Origin of the sequence: Candidatus Marinarcus aquaticus (assembly GCF_004116335.1) — a bacterium.
Classification (GTDB): Bacteria; Campylobacterota; Campylobacteria; order Campylobacterales; family Arcobacteraceae; genus Marinarcus; species Marinarcus aquaticus.
Window position 1 is genome coordinate 103,100 of the sequence record NZ_PDKN01000007.1, and the last position, 17,838, is coordinate 120,937.

Genomic DNA, 17,838 nt, shown 5'->3' on the forward strand with positions numbered 1-17,838 from the left:
ACTTCGAGTAGTTTTGATGTTTCATAAACGCGAATTCTTCAGTGCATTAAAAGTCTCTGTTCCAGTAATGATGGGTTACCTTGTACTGGGGTTTGCGTTTGGATTACTGGTTGTAAGTTTTGAATATGAGTGGTACATCGCCCTTTTAATGTCACTTTTTATCTATGCCGGAGCATTACAGTTTTTAGCGGTGACCTTTTTCAGTTCAAAACTGGGTTTACTGGATATTTTTATCACTTCGCTGTTTGTGAACATTCGTCAAGCTTTTTATGGTTTATCGGTTTTAAAAAAATTTAAAAAATCCAACAAATTAAAACCCTATTTGATTTTTGGTCTGACCGATGAGACCTATGCACTTTTAACCACACTTAAAGAGGATGCTCAACTTAAAAAGCACTATTACTACTTCTATTTAAGTGCCCTCAATCAGTTCTACTGGGTTTCTGGAACTCTTCTTGGAACACTTTTGGGTTCCTTTATTACTTTTAATACCAATGGTTTAGAGTTCTCTTTAACTGCCCTTTTTGTTGTACTTGCGATTGAACAATACAAAATCAAAAGGAGTTACACCCCTTTTCTCATTGGTGCCGTTGCATCTGTCTTGGCATTTATTGTTTTTCCTTTAGATAACATGTTAATCGTATCCATTGTATGCGCCCTTGTGGGTATGTTTTTATTAAAAAAGAGATTAATACAACATGACACACACTGAAATCTTTCTTGCTATTGCTGTGATGGCTGCTGCCAATTTACTCACACGCGTTTTACCGTTTATCTTTTTTGTTAAAAAAACACCACCTGAATGGATTGTGTTTATTGAAAAGAGTTTTCCCCCTATTATTATGACCATACTTATTTTTTATACTCTTTCTCATATTGAGTTTGAAAATGAACTCTATGGATTTAAAGAGTTAAGCGCCATTCTCATTACGGCCTTTTTACATATCAAATTGAACAACTATCTTATATCCATTTGCGTGGGAACACTTTCATACATGGGCTTGGTACAATTTCTTTGATTTGCATTAATTCTTAAAAAAAATTTCAAAAATGAACTTTTATTCACCTTTTATTTCAGTTCTATTTTAGATGAAGAGGAGTATATTGAAACTTTGAAATCAACCTGTTCTAAAAGAGTCTATAGAATACAGATTTAAACGTCTGAATGATATGCAAAGTTCTGTTTATTGGGATATACATTGGGAAAATTGCTTTTTATTTTGAAACATACAAAAATGAGCATGATTTTTATAAGAAATTTCACAAACGAAAAATTAACAAATCTACTTTCTCATCTTTTAAAAGCAACAAAACCCATATTATAGGTATTTAGAACGATTTTAGTCTGTTTTATTATAAGTTGAACTTATATATATTTATGTTAATTATAAGCTTAGTTTATTTATAATTCTGAAAATCAGAGCCTGCCAAACTATAAGTTTGGCTTATATAAGGAAATTTTATGGAGAATTCACAACCCGTAGAGACTAAACAGTCACCGTACAGAATCAAACGATATTATATGTACCTTGTGGTATCAATAATGTCATTGGTGATTCCTTTCATCCGAATTGATGGAAATCATATCTTCTTGCTTTCATTTGATAAAAAGCAACTGCATCTGATGGGTGTTGCATTTGACATGCAAGAGCTTTATTTGATGCCATTTTTATTGATGTTGCTTTTTTTAGGAATCTTTGCTGTTACTGCTATTGGTGGTCGTGCATGGTGTGGTTGGGCCTGTCCTCAAACCATCTTTCGTGTGATTTACAGAGATTTAATTGAGAGTAAACTTTTAGGTTTACGTCGAATTAAAAATAAGCAAAAAGAGCCGGATTACTCAAAACCACAAAATGCTTCTAAAAAAATCATCGGTATTTTGATATGGTCAGTATTAGCATTTATAGCTGCTGCAGATTTTATGTGGTATTTTGTTCCACCTGAAGACTTCTTTGCATATTTACAAGACCCAACAGAACACATGTTCTTAATCATCATTGTGGTTTCTATTGCAGGCTTCTTAATCTATGATGTGGTTCGATTAAAAGAGGATTTCTGTGTCTATATTTGCCCTTACTCAAGAGTACAATCGGTACTTTATGATAATGACACCGTTCAAGCCATCTACTCAACTAAAAGAGGTGGTAATATTTACAATGAACACAAAGAGAAAGTCGTTTTCAAAACTGATGATCTGCAAGAAGGTAATGAGTGTACCACTTGTGAAGCCTGTGTTACGGTTTGCCCAACACACATCGATATTCGAAAAGGGTTACAACTTGAATGTATCAACTGTTTAGAGTGTGTGGATGCCTGTACAAAAGTCATGGGAAAATTAGGACGACCTTCGCTGGTTCAATGGTCAAGTACCAATGAAATTGTCAATGACACACCAACAAAAGTGGTACGAAAATCAACCATTATGTACACTGCAGCCTTAGTCATTATCTTAGGACTCTTGTTTATTATGGGTGGAGAAAAAGAGCACATGTTGTTAAACGTTAATAAAACAACACAACTTTATAAAATTAAAGAAGACAACAAAGTTTCAAATAACTTCTTGTTCTTGTTCCAAAACACCGATTCAAAAGAGCACAAGTATGCGCTTGAAATAATTGACAATGATGACATCTATATTGAACGATTCAAACCATTTACACTCAGTCCTAAAAAGCTGGCAAAAAAAGTGGTTATTCTTTCAACAGATACCATGCTTGTTAATGACAGCACAAAAGATACGCCAATTACTGTAACAGTAAGAGCCTATGCTATTGATGAACCAGAAAAAATTCAAGTATTTAGAAAAGCGGTATTCATCTATCCAAGAGCGGACAAACTCAATAAATAAACGATAAAAAGAGAGCTTTGTCTCTCTTTTTATACTTTTTTCACTTCGGTTTTAATTAACCCTTCCTTAACCAACTCTGCGTTATAATCGCGAAATAATTATTCATCATTCACAACGGAGTATCAATAAATGACAAAATTTATATTTGTAACAGGTGGGGTATTAAGCTCATTAGGGAAAGGGATTACTTCAGCCTCTATTGCAACTATTTTAAAACAATCAGGTCAAAAAGTAAGTATGCTTAAAATTGACCCTTACTTAAATGTTGACCCAGGGACAATGAGCCCATTAGAACACGGAGAAGTTTTCGTTACTGCAGATGGTGCAGAGACAGACTTAGACTTAGGAAATTATGAGAGATTTATTGATACAACTTTAAGTGCACAAAATAACTTTACAACAGGACAAGTCTATCAAAGCGTTATTAAAAGAGAGCGTGAAGGTGGATATTTAGGTAAAACCATTCAAGTTATTCCTCACGTTGTAGATGAGATCAAAGACCGAATTTTTGCAGCAGCAAAAGGGTACGAATTTTTAATCGTTGAATTGGGTGGTACGGTTGGAGATATCGAAGGATTACCATTTATGGAAGCCATTCGAGAGATTCGACACGAATTACCAAAAACCAATACGATGAATATTCATGTAACGTTAGTACCTTATATCAGTGCGGCAGGTGAACTTAAAACCAAACCAACACAACACTCTGTTCAAGAGTTAAGAAGAATTGGTATCACACCACATATGATTGTATGTCGTACAGAAAAGCCTCTTCCAAAAGAGTTAAAAAAGAAATTGGCCATTTCGTGTGATATTGACAACAATGCCGTTATTGAAGCGGGGGATGCACAATCCATTTATCAAGTACCAATGAACTTCTTAAAAGAGGGGATTTTAACGCCTATTTGTGAGCACTTTAACATTAATTTAAAACCCAACATGGAAAAATGGGAGACTTTAGTTAAACACATTATTTTACCTCAAGAAGAGGTTACTATTGCTTTTGTTGGAAAATATTTGGATCTTAAAGAGTCATATAAATCACTCACCGAAGCCCTGATTCACGCAGGAGCACACATCAATGCCAAAATAAATATTCACTGGTGCGACAGCGAAAGAATTGAAGATGCGGGTGCATATGAAGTGATTCAAACATGCGATGCCGTCTTAGTTGCAGGTGGTTTTGGACACCGAGGTGTTGAAGGGAAACTCAAAGCCATCGAATATGCACGAACCAACAACATCCCATACTTAGGCATTTGTTTAGGTATGCAACTGGCCGTTATTGAGTACGCACGAAATGTATTGGGAATTGAAGATGCCAACTCTGTAGAGTTTGACCCCGAAGCCAAAAACCCACTGATATACTTAATTGATGAGTTCTTAGACCAAAGTGGAAACAAACAAGTACGAACACACGAATCACCAATGGGTGGTACAATGAGACTGGGTGAGTATCCATTTACTCCTAAAAAAGGTTCAAAACTTCAAAAAGCGTATGGAGATAAAGAGACCTATTATGAGAGACACCGACACAGATATGAAGCCAACCCTAAATATAAAGAGGCGTTAGAAAAAGCGGGTATGATTATCTCGGGTGAGTCTCATGGTCTGATTGAAGCAGTTGAACTTAAAGACCACAAATGGTTTGTAGGGGTACAATTCCACCCTGAGTTTACCTCTCACTTAGAGACACCAAATCCAATTATTTTAGAGTTTGTTAAACAAGCTGCAAAATAGTTGTGATGCAAAAAATAACCAAAGAGAAACTCTTTCAGATTTTAACTTCACGGCATAAGGGCAATCCTTATGCCAAACTATCACATCTTCCTCAACCTAACAGTTTTAAAGATATAGATAAAGCCACTCAACGGGTTGCTCAAGCCATTCGTAATGGTGAGAAAATCACCATTGTGGGTGATTATGATGTTGATGGTGTGATATCAACAACAATTATGGTGGATTTTTTTCAGCAAATTCAATACCCCGTTGAGTATATCATCCCCAACCGTTTTGAACATGGTTATGGGCTTTCACCAAAAATCATTGAACTCATTGACGAAGGCTTGGTTATCACCGTAGATAATGGAATTTCAGCGGTACAAGCTTCGCAACTGCTTGAGAAAAAAGGGATTGATTTAATCATCACAGACCACCACACGGTACCTGCAGAGTTACCAGTAGCCATTGCCATTATCAATCCCAAACAAGAGAGATGCCAGTTCCCTTTTAAGGAGATTTGTGGAGCACAAGTGGCGTGGTATTTTTGTGCTGCCATTAAAAATGAGTTAAACCTTTCTGTAAATATGACACAATTTTTAGAGCTCTTAGCCATTGCCATTATTGCAGACATCATGCCCATGACTCAACTGAACTACACCATGGTCAAGCATGGACTTAAACACATTAAAACCTCTCAAAGACCCGCGCTTAAAGAGCTGAATAAAGTGATGCAAAAAGAGTCTTTCAGTTCGGATGATATAGGCTTTTTTATTGCCCCTAAACTCAACAGTGCAGGACGTATGGAAGATGCCTCAACGGCACTCTCATTTTTATTGTCCAAATCTTCGTATGAAGCCAATGAAGCACTGGAAGTTTTAAATGAACTTAACAACTATCGTAAATCTTTGCAAGAACAAATCTGTCAAAAAGCGATTAATGAGGTGGATGTTTCAGATAATGCGGTGGTTGTTTGGGGAGAAGATTGGCACGAAGGTGTGATTGGTATTGTGGCTTCACAACTCTCAAGCAAGTTTAAAAAACCCGCTTTTATCTTCTCTATTAATGGTGATTTGGCCAAAGGAAGTGCAAGGGCTAATGGAGATATCAACCTGCACTCTGTGATCACACAAGCACAAGATTTACTGCACGGCTTTGGTGGCCATAAAAATGCAGCAGGTCTTTCCCTGCATAAAGAGAACTTGCAACACTTTAAAGCAAGAATCAACGAACAACTTCAAGAATGCCATGTATCACTTCATATTGAACCTGATACTTTAGGGGAGTTGGATCTGTCCAGTGTGGACTTAGAGTTTTTAAATATGATTGAAGAGTATGAACCCTATGGATTAGATAACCTGCGTCCAATCTTTAAAATCTCACAAGCACAAGTCATCAAATCAACACTCTTTGGAAAAGATAAAAACCACTTAAAACTGCAACTGAGTGCCGATGGTCATCTTTTTGAAGCAATTAAATTTAACACCTCAACCCTGATTTCCAAAGAGTTTATTGATATTATTGTATCACTGAATAAAAATGATTTCAGAGGAAATGTGCAAACACAGTTTCTGGTTCAACAGATATTATAAGACCATTGGTCGGTAGATATAGTTCTCTTTTGGAACATGTTCAAGTCGTTCAATTTCTGAATTCATCGGAGTTGAAGCACTTGATGAACCTAAAATATGCCCTGAATAAATATCAATCAATTTAACAAAAATCCGTAGCCGTTTATTGGTCACTGAATACGTACCCACCACTGCAAATCGCTCTTGATAGATATTTGAATCAATCTCACTGTGATCACGGCTTAATACATTAAACCCATGCTCACCTATTTCAAAGTTTTGACTCAGTTCCACTTCCCGTATGATAATGTTTTGATTTGATAAGACATTTTTCAATGTTTCAGAGAGTAAAAATCCAAGCTTGGATTTGTTTTGAAGTCGGTCAATGTTCACAAAATCTGAAACCAAAACCACTTCATCTTTTTCAATATTCATCTTAAGCTTTTTATAGGAGTCTTCCACTAAGGCATTGACCATTCTGTCAAAGTCATTGGAACCATCAATGTTCATATAAAAACATCCACTGAACAGCAGAGGCAAAAGCAATGAAGCCACGAAGAGCTTCATTCTTGAAAGTGGATTATGCTTAAATTTCATATTTTAATTAATCTTCTTTTACGATTTTGATGCTTCTTGGAGGCTTACAATCTTTAAAGATGACGCAATCATTTCTTAACCCATGAGCAAATGTTGATCGTGAAGTTGAAATGATTTGTCCGGTTGAGTTATCTAATACTCTTGCATTTAACATGATGTTTTTATACTGTCTTGAGTAAGTACCCACAACCACATATGTGTTTTCTACACTGCTTTTTAATTTGTTTGTATCTCGAGTAATATAGTACTCACCTTGAGCATTCACAGAAACACCCATTTGACCTCTGAACTCAATCACATTGAATCCTCTGTTTGATAACTCATTGATTAAGCTTTCACTTACAATTCGTCCAAACTCAGATGTCTTCTTTAAGTTGTCTAACCGTACGAATGTTGTAATCAATACGGGTTTTCGTGTTTGCATTTTTTTGTTTTGCATCATTTGTGTTGCTAAACTTGCAATGGTTGACTCTAATGTCTCTTGTGTGGTTACAATTTTTTGAACATTTGCTGCAACTTCCAGTCGTTGTTTTGCTGCTTCGAGTTTGTGTTGCTCCGTTTGAGCAATAGGATCACGTGTTGGATCTTGAACAGGTGCTGGTTGAATCACCTCTTCATGAAGTTCAATCTCTTGAACAGCGGCAGGCTCAGTTTGTGCCTTTTTAGGTTGATCCATCACTGGCATCTCTTTTGTTTGTAACTGTTGTGCACTTAAAGATAGAAGTAACCCGCTCGCCACTAAAGCCAAGCACGAGTTTTTAAGTAATTTAAGCATCTATTTTCCCCTTATACAAAATTACTAGATTTTATTTAATGTTTGCTTATAAACTCTTGAAAAGATTGCTCGCAATCTCCTTATAATGAGCTTTTTGCGCATCTGTACCCAAAGCGACCACCAGCTTTCCTTTGTCACAATATTCGCGTATTTCTATCTCTAATGGAATCTTTCCTAAAAAAGGAATCGCATACTCATTGGCCAGTTTTTCACCTGCACCTGAACCAAAAATATCGTACTGTTTTTTTGTATCTGGAGCAATAAAATAACTCATGTTTTCAACCAAACCACCAATAGGAACGTTGATATCTTTAAACATCATAATTGCCCTACTCACATCATCCAGTGCCACTTGTTGCGGAGTGGTTACAATCACAGCCGAAGTAATTGGTAACTCCTGAGCCATAGTCAATTGAACATCACCCGTACCTGGAGGCATATCAATCACTAAAAAATCCAACTCTCCCCATGCCACATCTTCTAAAAATTGAATCAATGCAGAAATAGCAACCGAACTTCTCCACACCAATGGCGTATCGGCTCTTGGTGTGGTAAGCCCCACGGACATAATCTTCACCCCAAAGTTTTCACTGGGAATGATTTTATTATGTTCATTCCACTGCATCTTCTCTTTTTCTACGCCAAAAAATCTGGGGATATTAGGACCATACACATCCGCATCTAAAATGCCTATTTTATACCCCTCTTGAGCTAAAGCCACTGCAATATTGGCACTGACGGTACTCTTACCCACGCCCCCTTTTCCTGAAGTAACTGCAATGATTTTTTTGGCATACGCTGCTCGATTATTGGGGCTTTGTGTCGAGCCATAATTCATGCTTTTTTTAGGTGCATTTTGTTTCTTTTTAATATCCAATTGTGCATACTTTTTTGTTAAAACTGTGTTCTCAATTTGTTCACTCACTAAAGCAAACATTTCGTCATCTAAAATAGACAGAACAATCTCTAAACTCTCTTGATGCTCTTTAATAGAGTCAATGAGTTGAAGCTCCGTGATACTTTTGTTTAAACGTGGATAAATGACCGTAGAGAGTATCTCTTTAATCTCTGTTCTATTCATAAGGGTTGGCTCTTTTTTGTTGATGTAACAGTCGAATCATGGTATTGGCTTTGTGTATCCACACAGAAGCAATCTCTTGAATGCCTGCATAGTCTCTGTTAAGTGCATTGTATTGTTGAATTCTCTCTTGCAACAACATAATCAAACCATCCAAAAGCGATTCTAACTGACCCCTTTGCTCTGCTTCTAAAAAGAGATTTTTTAATATGAGTTCTCTGCTTTTACTGGGCAATTCTATGCCCAAATTCGCTGCTAAATCTATCATCTCTTGGGAAGTGATATAAACCCCTGAAAAAAAGAGCGTTAAAAGCTGATTAATAAGGTATTGATACTTGTTTACTTCTTGATTTTTTCTTTTCATTGTCTCACCTATTTTTGAGTGCGGCTTTTTGAACATCGACCACACTGTCTTGAGTCAATTTCTCTAAAGTTGCTTTAGAGGTTGAAGGATTTTCTGCTACTCTTAATCTTACCATTTTATCACTGTCATCTGAGAGTGTATCTAAAAGTTTTTCTGAAGTATTAGGGTTACCAGAAAGTCCATCTCTAACAATCTTTTCATCACTAAAAAAATTGTCCAAAATCTCTGTGGGTGTGTGAGGATTGCACGCAACCAATGCTCGCACCAAATTCACTTTATCTTTTGATAACAACGTCAATACTTCCACACTGGTGTGAGGGTTTTTTGCAACTGCCCAACGAGCCTCCATGGATTGAGAGTGTGCCAATTGTTCAAGAAGATAACTCATCTCTTCACTTTTCTCTTTCATGGGATCATACACTGAAGTTCGTAAAGAGAGATTCATAGCAATCATCGATTCCACTTTGGCATTGCCCTTTGCCTCTTCAAAAATTGCCTTCACTCTTTTTATATCCAAAGCTTTATTCTCTAACTCTTCAAGCCACGTTGCTTCTTGCATCTGTATTCCTCATAAAATTTCCAAAAATGTTAGCAGAAAAAAATTAAACTTGTATAAATTTATTTTTATAATTTTTTCTTATATATATTATAAGAAGCCCTAAAGTTGGGAGTTTTTATAAAAATTTTACACTATTTTTACACTACCAAGATATAATAATTGCTTATATTAGTTCCATCCCAAGAATGATATAAATTCAAATAAATCTAGGAGAAACAATGAAAAAAACACTTCAAATACTGTTTTTTTTACTGTTAACGACTTCAGCCTGTTTATTGGCCAATGACGTATACGGGCCAAAAGGGTATACAAAAAGTATGAAAGCGCACTTAATAAGTGCACAAGAAGCCGTTAAGTTGTTAGGCAAAAAAAATATTGTCTTTGTCAGTGGGGATTCACACGATACGTATGAATCTATTGGACATATTGAAGGTTCTGTTGAGATGTATGCTCACCATCTTCACCATGCCGATATCACGGGTCATATGCATTGTGCACCTCTGTTTATGTGTCCTAAAGAAGCCGAAGAGTATATCGGTTCTAAAGGTATCAGCAATGACACGTTAGTAATTGCTTACGATAACTTTCGAGGACCAAATGCAACGGGTGTTTGGGCATTCTTTAAAAGTTTTGGTCACGATAAAGTAAAAATCTTAAATGGAGGAATGGATGCCATAAAAGCCATCGACCCAAATCAGATTAAATATGACCAACTCAAAGATGAGCAAAGAGATGCTAAAAAAGCAGCCAAAGAGGCCAAAGAAGCAGGTAAAAAATCATCAGAAGCGAAGTATAAAAAACAAGCCAATGAACTTAAAAAGCAGATGAAAATCGTCAGTAAAAAAACCTACATTCAAAAAGGGAAAGAGCACGAAATCACTCCTGTAACTTATACAATTGATACGAAAAAAATCGATTGGGACTTAATTGCTTCAAAAGAGGATGTGCTCAAAGCCAGTCTTGATTTGGTTGAAAATGGTAAAAAATCAAAATATCGAATCATCGATACACGAGGTATGGCAGAGATTATTGGTGAAAGAAAAATGGACAACGTTGCACGAGGTGGGCATGTTCCAGGAGCTACTTTTTTAGAGTGGAACAACATCACTGATTTTGATAATAAACTCTCTTTTAGGGACCTTGAAACTCTACAAAAAACATTTGACCGATATGGCATTAAAAAAGACCAAACCATTTATGCATATTGTCATGTAGGTGCTGGACGAAGTACTGAAGTCATTGTAGCACTTCGAATGTTGGGGTATAAAGATGTAAAAGTTTATACCGGCAGTTGGGATGAGTGGGGAAATGATATGAACCTACCAATTAACAGATAAGGAGAAGAGCAGATGACGCAACCAATCAATAAAGAAGAGATTCTGCACGAAAGCGGAGAGAAAAGAAGAGATTTCCTTAAAATTTCAGGAGCTACTGCAGCAATGATTGCAGGTCAAAGCTTTTTGTTTGCAAAAACAGAACCAATGACCATAGAAAATGGAAAAGACAACTATCCAAACAGCTCCTATACAGAAAACATGTATCGAAATGAGTTTGGATTTACTTATGGGAAAAAAGAGGAGCATGGATTTGCTTACCACTGTGTCAACTGTCAAGGTAACTGTGCATGGGAAGTATGGAGTCATAATGGAGTGGTCACACGAGAAAATCAAAGTGCACGATACCCAAGTGTGAATGCAAAAATTCCTGATTTTAATCCACGTGGATGTAATAAAGGGGTTCAACACTCACAAATCATGTATGAAAAAGACAGAATTTTATACCCTATGGAGAGAGTAGGACAAAGAGGAAAAGGGACATGGAAACGTCTTTCTTGGGATGAAGCTGCAACAAAAGTGGCGCAAAAAATTTGGGACACCATGACCGATGAAGAAAAAGGGCCAGATAAACTTCTGGTTCAAGCAGGAACGGGTCTTTTAACAGAAGGTCGACGAGGGGCACCTCTTCGATTTTGTACTCAATTGGGAGCAAGCAGAATCTACCCTGCTTCATACTTAGGAGATATGTTTTCTGGTGCAGCTGTTGCTTATGGGGAAGGAAATGTGGGGTGTACGTATGATTTTCTTTATCAAGTAGACACCGCAGTATTTTGGGGCGCAAACCCTTCAGTTTCAAGAATTCCAGATGCCCACTTTGTATGGGAAGGAAAATACAACGGAGCTAAAGTGATTGTCATAACGCCAGAGTTTAATGCCAGTGCCAAAAGTGCGGACCTTTGGTTACCTATTAAACCCGGCACAGACAATATCCTTGCTATGGGGGTAATCAATGTCATATTAAACGAAAAGCTTTATAAACCAGAATTTTTAAAAGTCTATACGGATCTTCCATTCTTGGTTGATGTGGAGAGTAAAAAACTGCTGCGACTCTCAGATATCAAAGGGCATGATGAACATGAATTTATGTCCAAAGGGAAAGTGGATCATACAGCCGAAGAACAATTTTACTGTATGAATAAAAAAACAGGACAAATTGCTTTAATGCCTGGATGTGAAGGAAGCGAACATAAAACACTTCGATTGGATGATTTTGATATTGAACCAGAACTTGAAGGGGAGTGGGAGATTGAAGTACACGGACAAAAACGACGTGTAACCACTGCATTTGAGATGCTGAAGAAAAATGCCGAAACTTTTACGCCAGAGTATTGTGCCAAAGAGTGTTTTGTCAACATTTCACCGGATGTGATTGTGCAATTGGCAAAAGATATTGCCCTGCCTAAAGTAGTAGAAATCACTGCAGGTTTTAGTTTGAATAAATACTTCAACGGGCTTTTATCTGTTTGGAACATCTCATCAATTTGTGGATTAACAGGACGAATGGGACCATACGGAGGTTTAAACACTGAAGGGGAATGGAACTTAAGTGGTTTGGGTGAACTTTCAGGGTTTGCGGGGAAATACTCTCCAAGATTTGGTTCAGGATTTGTTGGCGAGTTTGTGATGGGCAATGGGCTTGAAACAGTGGATGAATACTTCAGTGATGAAGACATCAAAAAAGCGCACCAATCAAACGGAAACAGCAGTGGAATTGATAAAAAAGAGTACCTTCAAATTGTTAAAGAGATGCTCGATGATGGAGATATGAGCAAAGGTGAAACAGGAACAGGTCACCGACACTGGTCGCCTGAAGTGGCTATTTTAATTGCCGATTCACGATTTAGAAGAAACAAAGGAAGCAAATACCGAGAAGCGTTCTTAAAGAAAATGAAACACGTTACCGTGGTTGATTTTAAAATGAGTGAAGCTGCGGTGTGGGCAGATATTGTACTTCCTGCAAAATCACACTATGAGGTGTGGGATTTAAGAACCAGTCCAGGGTATCACCGATACACCAACTTAGCTCAACCTGTGGCAAATTTAAAGCCTGTGGGTGAAGCGATGGATGAGTGGTCAATGTTTACACTCATTGCTAAAAAACTTGAAGAAATTGCCAATAAACCTGAGAATATTGACAAAGCAAAAGTAGCTGATGATAAACGATATGCACGTGATAGTTTCCATGACTTAACGATTTTCCATAAAGAGTTTACCAACACCGATGAAGAGAGTGAAGGAAACATGGAGCCTTACTTAGGAACAGATAAGCAAGCTGTACAAGCGGCACTTGAAAAGTGTGACCAGTATCAACCGCATACGATTGAGAAGATGTACAAACAAGGTGGTTTCTTACAAATCAATGAAAAAGGTGGGAAATCTTCAACGCTTTATTCAGACAAACCGTACAACACCATGGAACATCACCTCTATAAATTTGAGCGATTAGAAACCGTTTCAGGAAGACAACAGTTCTATGTGGATGCACCAATGTTCTTACGACTAGGAGCACAAACCAACACAGGACTTAAAGGGATTCGACCCGATTCAAAAGAGTATCCATTTACTTTGATGACACCACATGCCAGATGGTCAATTCACTCAAACTATAAAACCTCACGAACCCTTCAACGACTTCAAAGAGGAAAGCCTTATGTGGGAATCAACAAGAAAGTGGCAGAGATTAAAGGGATTAAAGATGGAGATGAAATCCGAGTCTATAACCAACTGGGAGAGTTCTTTGCAATGGCAAAAGTAACCTCTTCTGCACCAATGGATTCAATGGTCATGGAACACGGTTGGGAACCATACCAATACCGAGATATGAAAGGGCACAATGAGTGTGTACCAACGGCATTGAACCTTTTAGAAATGACACATGGATGGGGACACCTAAACTTTGGTGGACTTTGGGACGGAAACCAGTATGCGTATGATGGTGCCGTTAACGTTGAAAAAGCAAATGCGTAAGTAAGGAGGAGCTGTAAAGATGTCACAAAGACAATTAGCCATGGTAATGGATTTAAACAAATGTATTGGTTGCCAAACATGTACAGTTGCTTGTAAAACGCAATGGACGAACCGAAACGGTCGAGAGTATATGTATTGGAACAACGTAGAGACCTATCCAGGGACAGGGTACCCTAAAAACTGGATGGATTTAGGGGGTGGTTTTGATGCTGCTGGAGATATTCAAGAAGGTATTATTCCGAACATTGAAGCTGATTATGGAGTGCCTTGGGATTATAACTTTGAAGCAGTAGGTGCAGGAGAGCAACTTGTACCTAATATTGAGCCAACATGGGGACCAAACTGGGATGAAGACCAAGGAGATGGAGACTTTCCAAACGACAACTACTTCTTCTATATTCCTAGAATTTGTAACCACTGTACCAACCCAGGGTGTTTAAGCTCATGTCCTAGAGATGCAATTTTTAAACGAGACCAAGATGGGGTAGTTTTAGTGGACTTAGACCGATGTCAAGGGTACCGATACTGTATTGCAGGGTGTCCTTATAAAAAAATATACTTCAACCCTAAAATTTCTAAAAGTGAAAAGTGTATTTTATGTTTTCCTAGAATTGAACAAGGGTTACCACCAGCATGTGCACAACAGTGTGTGGGGCGTATTCGATTTGTAGGCTTTTTGGATGATGAGCAGAGTCAAGTACACCAACTCGTACACAAGTATAAAGTGGCACTTCCATTGAATGCGCATAAGGGAACAGGACCCAATATCTATTATGTTCCACCAACAGAGGCGCCACCAAAGTTTGATGCCAATGGAAATGTGATTGAGGGAAGTAACCGAATTCCTACTGAAGAGTTAGAGAAACTCTTTGGACAAGAGGTACATGGTGCAATTAAAACACTTAAAAGTGAGATGCAAAAACGAAAAGAGACAGGAAAATCAGAACTGATGGATCTGCTTATTGCGTATCAACACTCTGAGATGTTCCGATTGGATAATGGCTACTATAAATCGTTAGAGAAAAACAAGCTTGCTCCAATTGATACGCGATATCTCAAAGGGAAAAACACGCATAAAATATCTCACTTTAAGGCAGGGCACTAAAATGAAAAAGTTACTTAACACCGTTTTATTAAGCAGTGCAATGGCTTTAAGTGCCTTTGCAAACAGTCCGGTAATCACAGTTCATAAAGTAAGCGACGATATCAGCAATGTGGATGTGAGTTCAGGTGATTGGAGAGGTGCAGATGAAACACTTGTAACACTCTACCCTCAAACCACGATTAAACTCAATGACAAAAAAGCCAATGCGCTAAACAAAGGCAACATGGCAAAAGAGATTTATGTCAAAGCCATCACCGATGGGAAACATATTGCGTTTAAACTTCGATGGAGTGATGAGAGCAAATCAATTCAATCAGGCAATGCCATTAAAAACACCGAATTTCCAGATGGATTTGCAGTGCAATTCGCTGCACACTATGATGACCCTAAAAAACTGCCATACATTGGAATGGGAAGTAAAGACCGTCCCGTTGTGGTTTACTTACAAAAAGCGGTGCAAAAACTTTTTGAACCCAATGGAAATGGCGATGTTGAAAAACAAGTCAACAGAAGCAATGCACATGCGTTTAACTCTGAAATCAACCATGATTTAGAGAAATTCGATATCGATGTGGAGCAGTTAGCCGTACGAGATTATCAAAAAGCGTTTGTGGCTGAAGGGTTTGGTTCAATGACAGAAATCAAAGACCACAGCACAAAATTCAATGCTCAAATGCAGTACAACGACAGTTGGTTTGGTCAAAATGAGTGGGAAGGAGTAGTAGTACGAAGCTTGAATGATGAGTATGTGAAGTTTTATAACGACCCTTTCCCCGTTGCATTTGCCGTTTGGGATGGAGCAAAAATGGGTCGAGATGGTCTGAAAACACTCTCCACTTGGATTATTGCTGAGTTTGAAGGTATAAAAGGAAGAGATTTACTCAAAGAGGAGTTTGACCAACCATTAACCAATGCCAATTTAGACAATGGAAAAGCACTGCTTCAAGCAAACTGTGCTTCTTGCCACAACTATGCACAAACCAATGAAGCAGCATCCCCTTTTATGGCACCAAACTTAAGCAATATTGGAGGGTACTCTACAACGCCTTATTTGATTGAGTCAATCACAGACCCAAATGCGGTCATCGTACCAGGGTATAACAGAAACTCTCACCCTAATTTTGCGTGGTATTATGATGATGGACAAGGTGGGAAAACCTCAGCAATGCCATCATTTGCTCATTTAAGTGAACAAGAAGTAACCGACATTGTGGCCTATTTAAAAACTCTGAAAGTGGAGGTACAATAAGATGTTTATGAAAAAAACCTTACTGCTTCTTGCAGGCGTATTACTTACTCTCTCTTTGGCTCAAGCAGCCCAAGAGAAAGAGGGATTTCTAACGACAAAATGGTGTGCAGATCGTGGATTGTTTGCAGATTGTCGAATGGAGACCATTTTTTGTGGTTATGAAGGGTGTTATAAAGATCAAAAAGAGTTCAACACCAATGTCAATGCCACTTTTGTTTTAAACGTACACAGTGAAGGGAAATACTATCTTGTTGAGTTCTCTGAAGGAATTGAACTGGGTGAAATATTGGAAAAAGCCATCAATAAAAATGAGGTGACGCTCATTGGAGAAATTGAAGGCAATACCATCAAGGTTGAAGACTTTGAGGCACCACCCCCACCAAAAAAATCATTCTTTAAAGGGTGTTTATAATCCAAAGGGACCCTTTGTCCCTTTGGTTTTATACCCAACTTACGCTACAATAATTCATCATATTTTTAAGGAGTCAACATGGCAAAACTGCTTATACCCTTGGCCAATGGGTTTGAAGAGATTGAGGCCGTTACCATCATTGATGTTAATCGACGTGCAGGAAATGAAGTGATTGTCTGCTCCATTGAGTCAACATTGGAAGTATTGGGTGCCAATGGTATCACCGTTAAAGCAGATACTTTTATTGATGCGCTTCAAACCAAAAGTTTTGATATGATTGTGCTTCCAGGTGGTGCAGCAGGTACACAAGCATTAAGTGAACACTCTACCGTACAAGCCTTTTTAAAAGAATTTAAAAAGAACAATAAACTCATCGGTGCTATTTGTGCAGCCCCTTATGCGTTAGATACGGCGGGAGTATTAAATGAGAATTATACGTGTTATCCAAGTTTTGAAAAACAAATTACTCAAACAGGATATGACCCAACACAATCTGTCGTCATAGACAAAGATGTCATCACTTCACGAGGACCCGGCACGGCCTTAACTTTTTCACTTGAAATTGTGAAAAAACTCAATGGAGAAGAGACTTACAATCAACTTGTTGAAGGGATGTTAGTCAACTAAGGAACACAATGGACAACCAACACCGAATTTACATCTATGCATTTTTATCTCGGATTTTTTCAGATGAACTCGATGAGAAATTTTTAAAAGAGTTACACCACAATAAAGAGATGCTCGAAATGATAGGAGTAAACTCTTTAGAGTGGTTTACACACACTTCAATGAATAAAATAGAAGATGAACTCAATGTGGATTACAGTACGGTTTTTTTAATGAATGCCAAACCCATAGAGACGTCCGTTATTGATGCTAAAGATGAGATTCTTGTTGGACTTCAAAACCCGGTGATGCAATTTTATTTTAATCACGACTATGAACTGAATTTAAGTGCATCTCACTTGCAAACACCGGATCATATCTCTATTGAATTTGCTTTTATGCAAAACCTCATTTCTAAAGATGAAAAACGCGTACAAAAAGAGTTTTTAGCGCAACACCTGCTTAAATGGGCGGTGCCCTATTTTATAGGTATTAAAAGCATGTGCAATACCCCACTGTATAAAGATTTGTGTGATTTTGTGGTGGAGTTTTTAGCCAATGATTATGACTATTTAACACAAAAAATATAACCCTCACACTTAATTTCACCCTTACTTTATCTTGATATAATATCTTCAAAAAAAAGAATAT

The 17,838-nt window shown here is 37.7% G+C and carries 17 protein-coding genes; 12 read left to right on the forward strand and 5 right to left on the reverse strand.

Annotated features, from left to right (window positions below; all coding sequences use genetic code 11):
- The first annotated feature begins 16 nt into the window (after positions 1 to 16).
- From CRV04_RS10150 to recJ, 5 genes are all read left to right on the forward strand, one after another.
- Entirely contained in the window at positions 17 to 712 is a 696-nt protein-coding gene (locus CRV04_RS10150; RefSeq protein ID WP_128996738.1) for an AzlC family ABC transporter permease, read from the forward strand.
- Positions 699 to 1,019, forward strand: a complete 321-nt coding sequence (locus CRV04_RS10155; protein WP_128996739.1) for a branched-chain amino acid transporter permease — start codon at positions 699 to 701, stop codon at positions 1,017 to 1,019. Before CRV04_RS10150 ends, CRV04_RS10155 begins: the two co-directional genes overlap by 14 nt.
- 443 nt (positions 1,020 to 1,462) lie before the next feature.
- Positions 1,463 to 2,848, forward strand: coding sequence for a cytochrome c oxidase accessory protein CcoG (ccoG, locus tag CRV04_RS10160; RefSeq protein WP_128996740.1), 1,386 nt, complete (start codon positions 1,463 to 1,465; stop codon positions 2,846 to 2,848).
- A 129-nt stretch (positions 2,849 to 2,977) separates the two neighbouring features.
- Positions 2,978 to 4,588: a CTP synthase gene (locus CRV04_RS10165; protein WP_128996741.1), complete on the forward strand. Its 1,611-nt coding sequence runs from the start codon at positions 2,978 to 2,980 to the stop codon at positions 4,586 to 4,588.
- 5 nt (positions 4,589 to 4,593) lie between these two features.
- Positions 4,594 to 6,159, forward strand: a complete 1,566-nt coding sequence (gene recJ / locus CRV04_RS10170) for a single-stranded-DNA-specific exonuclease RecJ (protein ID WP_128996742.1) — start codon at positions 4,594 to 4,596, stop codon at positions 6,157 to 6,159.
- On the opposite strand, the gene CRV04_RS10175 is transcribed toward recJ, so the two are convergent.
- Genes CRV04_RS10175 through CRV04_RS10195 form a run of 5 tightly spaced genes read right to left on the reverse strand, consistent with a single transcriptional unit; the run spans position 6,154 to position 9,511 of the window.
- Positions 6,154 to 6,735, reverse strand: a complete 582-nt coding sequence (locus CRV04_RS10175) for a FlgO family outer membrane protein (protein WP_228126533.1) — start codon at positions 6,733 to 6,735, stop codon at positions 6,154 to 6,156. The two genes, recJ and CRV04_RS10175, sit on opposite strands and share 6 nt — an antisense overlap.
- A gap of 7 nt (positions 6,736 to 6,742) precedes the next feature.
- The gene (locus tag CRV04_RS10180; protein ID WP_228126534.1) at positions 6,743 to 7,510 is read right to left on the reverse strand and encodes a FlgO family outer membrane protein; all 768 of its coding nucleotides are present in this window, start codon (positions 7,508 to 7,510) and stop codon (positions 6,743 to 6,745) included.
- A 46-nt stretch (positions 7,511 to 7,556) separates the two neighbouring features.
- Positions 7,557 to 8,591: an Mrp/NBP35 family ATP-binding protein gene (locus CRV04_RS10185; RefSeq protein WP_128996743.1), complete on the reverse strand. Its 1,035-nt coding sequence runs from the start codon at positions 8,589 to 8,591 to the stop codon at positions 7,557 to 7,559.
- A complete protein-coding gene (locus CRV04_RS10190; protein WP_128996744.1) occupies positions 8,584 to 8,952 on the reverse strand; it encodes a hypothetical protein in 369 nt (122 codons plus the stop codon). The genes CRV04_RS10185 and CRV04_RS10190 overlap by 8 nt, the downstream gene beginning before the upstream one ends.
- A 4-nt stretch (positions 8,953 to 8,956) precedes the next feature.
- Positions 8,957 to 9,511, reverse strand: a complete 555-nt coding sequence (locus CRV04_RS10195) for a hypothetical protein (RefSeq protein WP_128996745.1) — start codon at positions 9,509 to 9,511, stop codon at positions 8,957 to 8,959.
- Positions 9,512 to 9,729: 218 nt separating this feature from the next.
- Between CRV04_RS10195 and CRV04_RS10200 the strand changes: the two genes are divergently transcribed.
- The 7 genes from CRV04_RS10200 to CRV04_RS10230 all read left to right on the forward strand — a co-directional run bounded on the left by CRV04_RS10200 (position 9,730) and on the right by CRV04_RS10230 (position 17,777).
- Entirely contained in the window at positions 9,730 to 10,848 is a 1,119-nt protein-coding gene (locus tag CRV04_RS10200) for a sulfurtransferase (protein ID WP_228126535.1), read from the forward strand.
- Between the two features lie 12 nt (positions 10,849 to 10,860).
- A complete protein-coding gene (locus CRV04_RS10205) occupies positions 10,861 to 13,815 on the forward strand; it encodes a molybdopterin-dependent oxidoreductase (protein ID WP_128996746.1) in 2,955 nt (984 codons plus the stop codon).
- A 19-nt stretch (positions 13,816 to 13,834) separates the two neighbouring features.
- Positions 13,835 to 14,920: a 4Fe-4S dicluster domain-containing protein gene (locus tag CRV04_RS10210; protein WP_128996747.1), complete on the forward strand. Its 1,086-nt coding sequence runs from the start codon at positions 13,835 to 13,837 to the stop codon at positions 14,918 to 14,920.
- Position 14,921: 1 nt separating this feature from the next.
- A complete protein-coding gene (locus tag CRV04_RS10215; RefSeq protein ID WP_128996748.1) occupies positions 14,922 to 16,169 on the forward strand; it encodes an ethylbenzene dehydrogenase-related protein in 1,248 nt (415 codons plus the stop codon).
- Positions 16,170 to 16,176: 7 nt separating this feature from the next.
- Positions 16,177 to 16,581, forward strand: coding sequence for a hypothetical protein (locus tag CRV04_RS10220; protein WP_164969146.1), 405 nt, complete (start codon positions 16,177 to 16,179; stop codon positions 16,579 to 16,581).
- 78 nt (positions 16,582 to 16,659) lie between these two features.
- Complete coding sequence (locus CRV04_RS10225) at positions 16,660 to 17,208, forward strand: DJ-1 family glyoxalase III (RefSeq protein ID WP_128996750.1); 549 nt, start codon at positions 16,660 to 16,662, stop codon at positions 17,206 to 17,208.
- 8 nt (positions 17,209 to 17,216) lie between these two features.
- Positions 17,217 to 17,777 (forward strand): TorD/DmsD family molecular chaperone, encoded by a 561-nt coding sequence (locus CRV04_RS10230; protein WP_128996751.1) that lies wholly within the window; start codon positions 17,217 to 17,219, stop codon positions 17,775 to 17,777.
- Positions 17,778 to 17,838 lie beyond the last annotated feature (61 nt).

Coding starts and splice junctions, on each gene's coding strand:
- CRV04_RS10150 (WP_128996738.1), top strand. CDS start 17: ATGTTTCATAAACGCGAATTCTTCAGTGCATTAAAAGTCTCTGTTCCA.
- CRV04_RS10155 (WP_128996739.1), top strand. CDS start 699: ATGACACACACTGAAATCTTTCTTGCTATTGCTGTGATGGCTGCTGCC.
- ccoG (WP_128996740.1), top strand. CDS start 1,463: ATGGAGAATTCACAACCCGTAGAGACTAAACAGTCACCGTACAGAATC.
- CRV04_RS10165 (WP_128996741.1), top strand. CDS start 2,978: ATGACAAAATTTATATTTGTAACAGGTGGGGTATTAAGCTCATTAGGG.
- recJ (WP_128996742.1), top strand. CDS start 4,594: ATGCAAAAAATAACCAAAGAGAAACTCTTTCAGATTTTAACTTCACGG.
- CRV04_RS10175 (WP_228126533.1), bottom strand. CDS start 6,735: ATGAAATTTAAGCATAATCCACTTTCAAGAATGAAGCTCTTCGTGGCT.
- CRV04_RS10180 (WP_228126534.1), bottom strand. CDS start 7,510: ATGCTTAAATTACTTAAAAACTCGTGCTTGGCTTTAGTGGCGAGCGGG.
- CRV04_RS10185 (WP_128996743.1), bottom strand. CDS start 8,591: ATGAATAGAACAGAGATTAAAGAGATACTCTCTACGGTCATTTATCCA.
- CRV04_RS10190 (WP_128996744.1), bottom strand. CDS start 8,952: ATGAAAAGAAAAAATCAAGAAGTAAACAAGTATCAATACCTTATTAAT.
- CRV04_RS10195 (WP_128996745.1), bottom strand. CDS start 9,511: ATGCAAGAAGCAACGTGGCTTGAAGAGTTAGAGAATAAAGCTTTGGAT.
- CRV04_RS10200 (WP_228126535.1), top strand. CDS start 9,730: ATGAAAAAAACACTTCAAATACTGTTTTTTTTACTGTTAACGACTTCA.
- CRV04_RS10205 (WP_128996746.1), top strand. CDS start 10,861: ATGACGCAACCAATCAATAAAGAAGAGATTCTGCACGAAAGCGGAGAG.
- CRV04_RS10210 (WP_128996747.1), top strand. CDS start 13,835: ATGTCACAAAGACAATTAGCCATGGTAATGGATTTAAACAAATGTATT.
- CRV04_RS10215 (WP_128996748.1), top strand. CDS start 14,922: ATGAAAAAGTTACTTAACACCGTTTTATTAAGCAGTGCAATGGCTTTA.
- CRV04_RS10220 (WP_164969146.1), top strand. CDS start 16,177: ATGAAAAAAACCTTACTGCTTCTTGCAGGCGTATTACTTACTCTCTCT.
- CRV04_RS10225 (WP_128996750.1), top strand. CDS start 16,660: ATGGCAAAACTGCTTATACCCTTGGCCAATGGGTTTGAAGAGATTGAG.
- CRV04_RS10230 (WP_128996751.1), top strand. CDS start 17,217: ATGGACAACCAACACCGAATTTACATCTATGCATTTTTATCTCGGATT.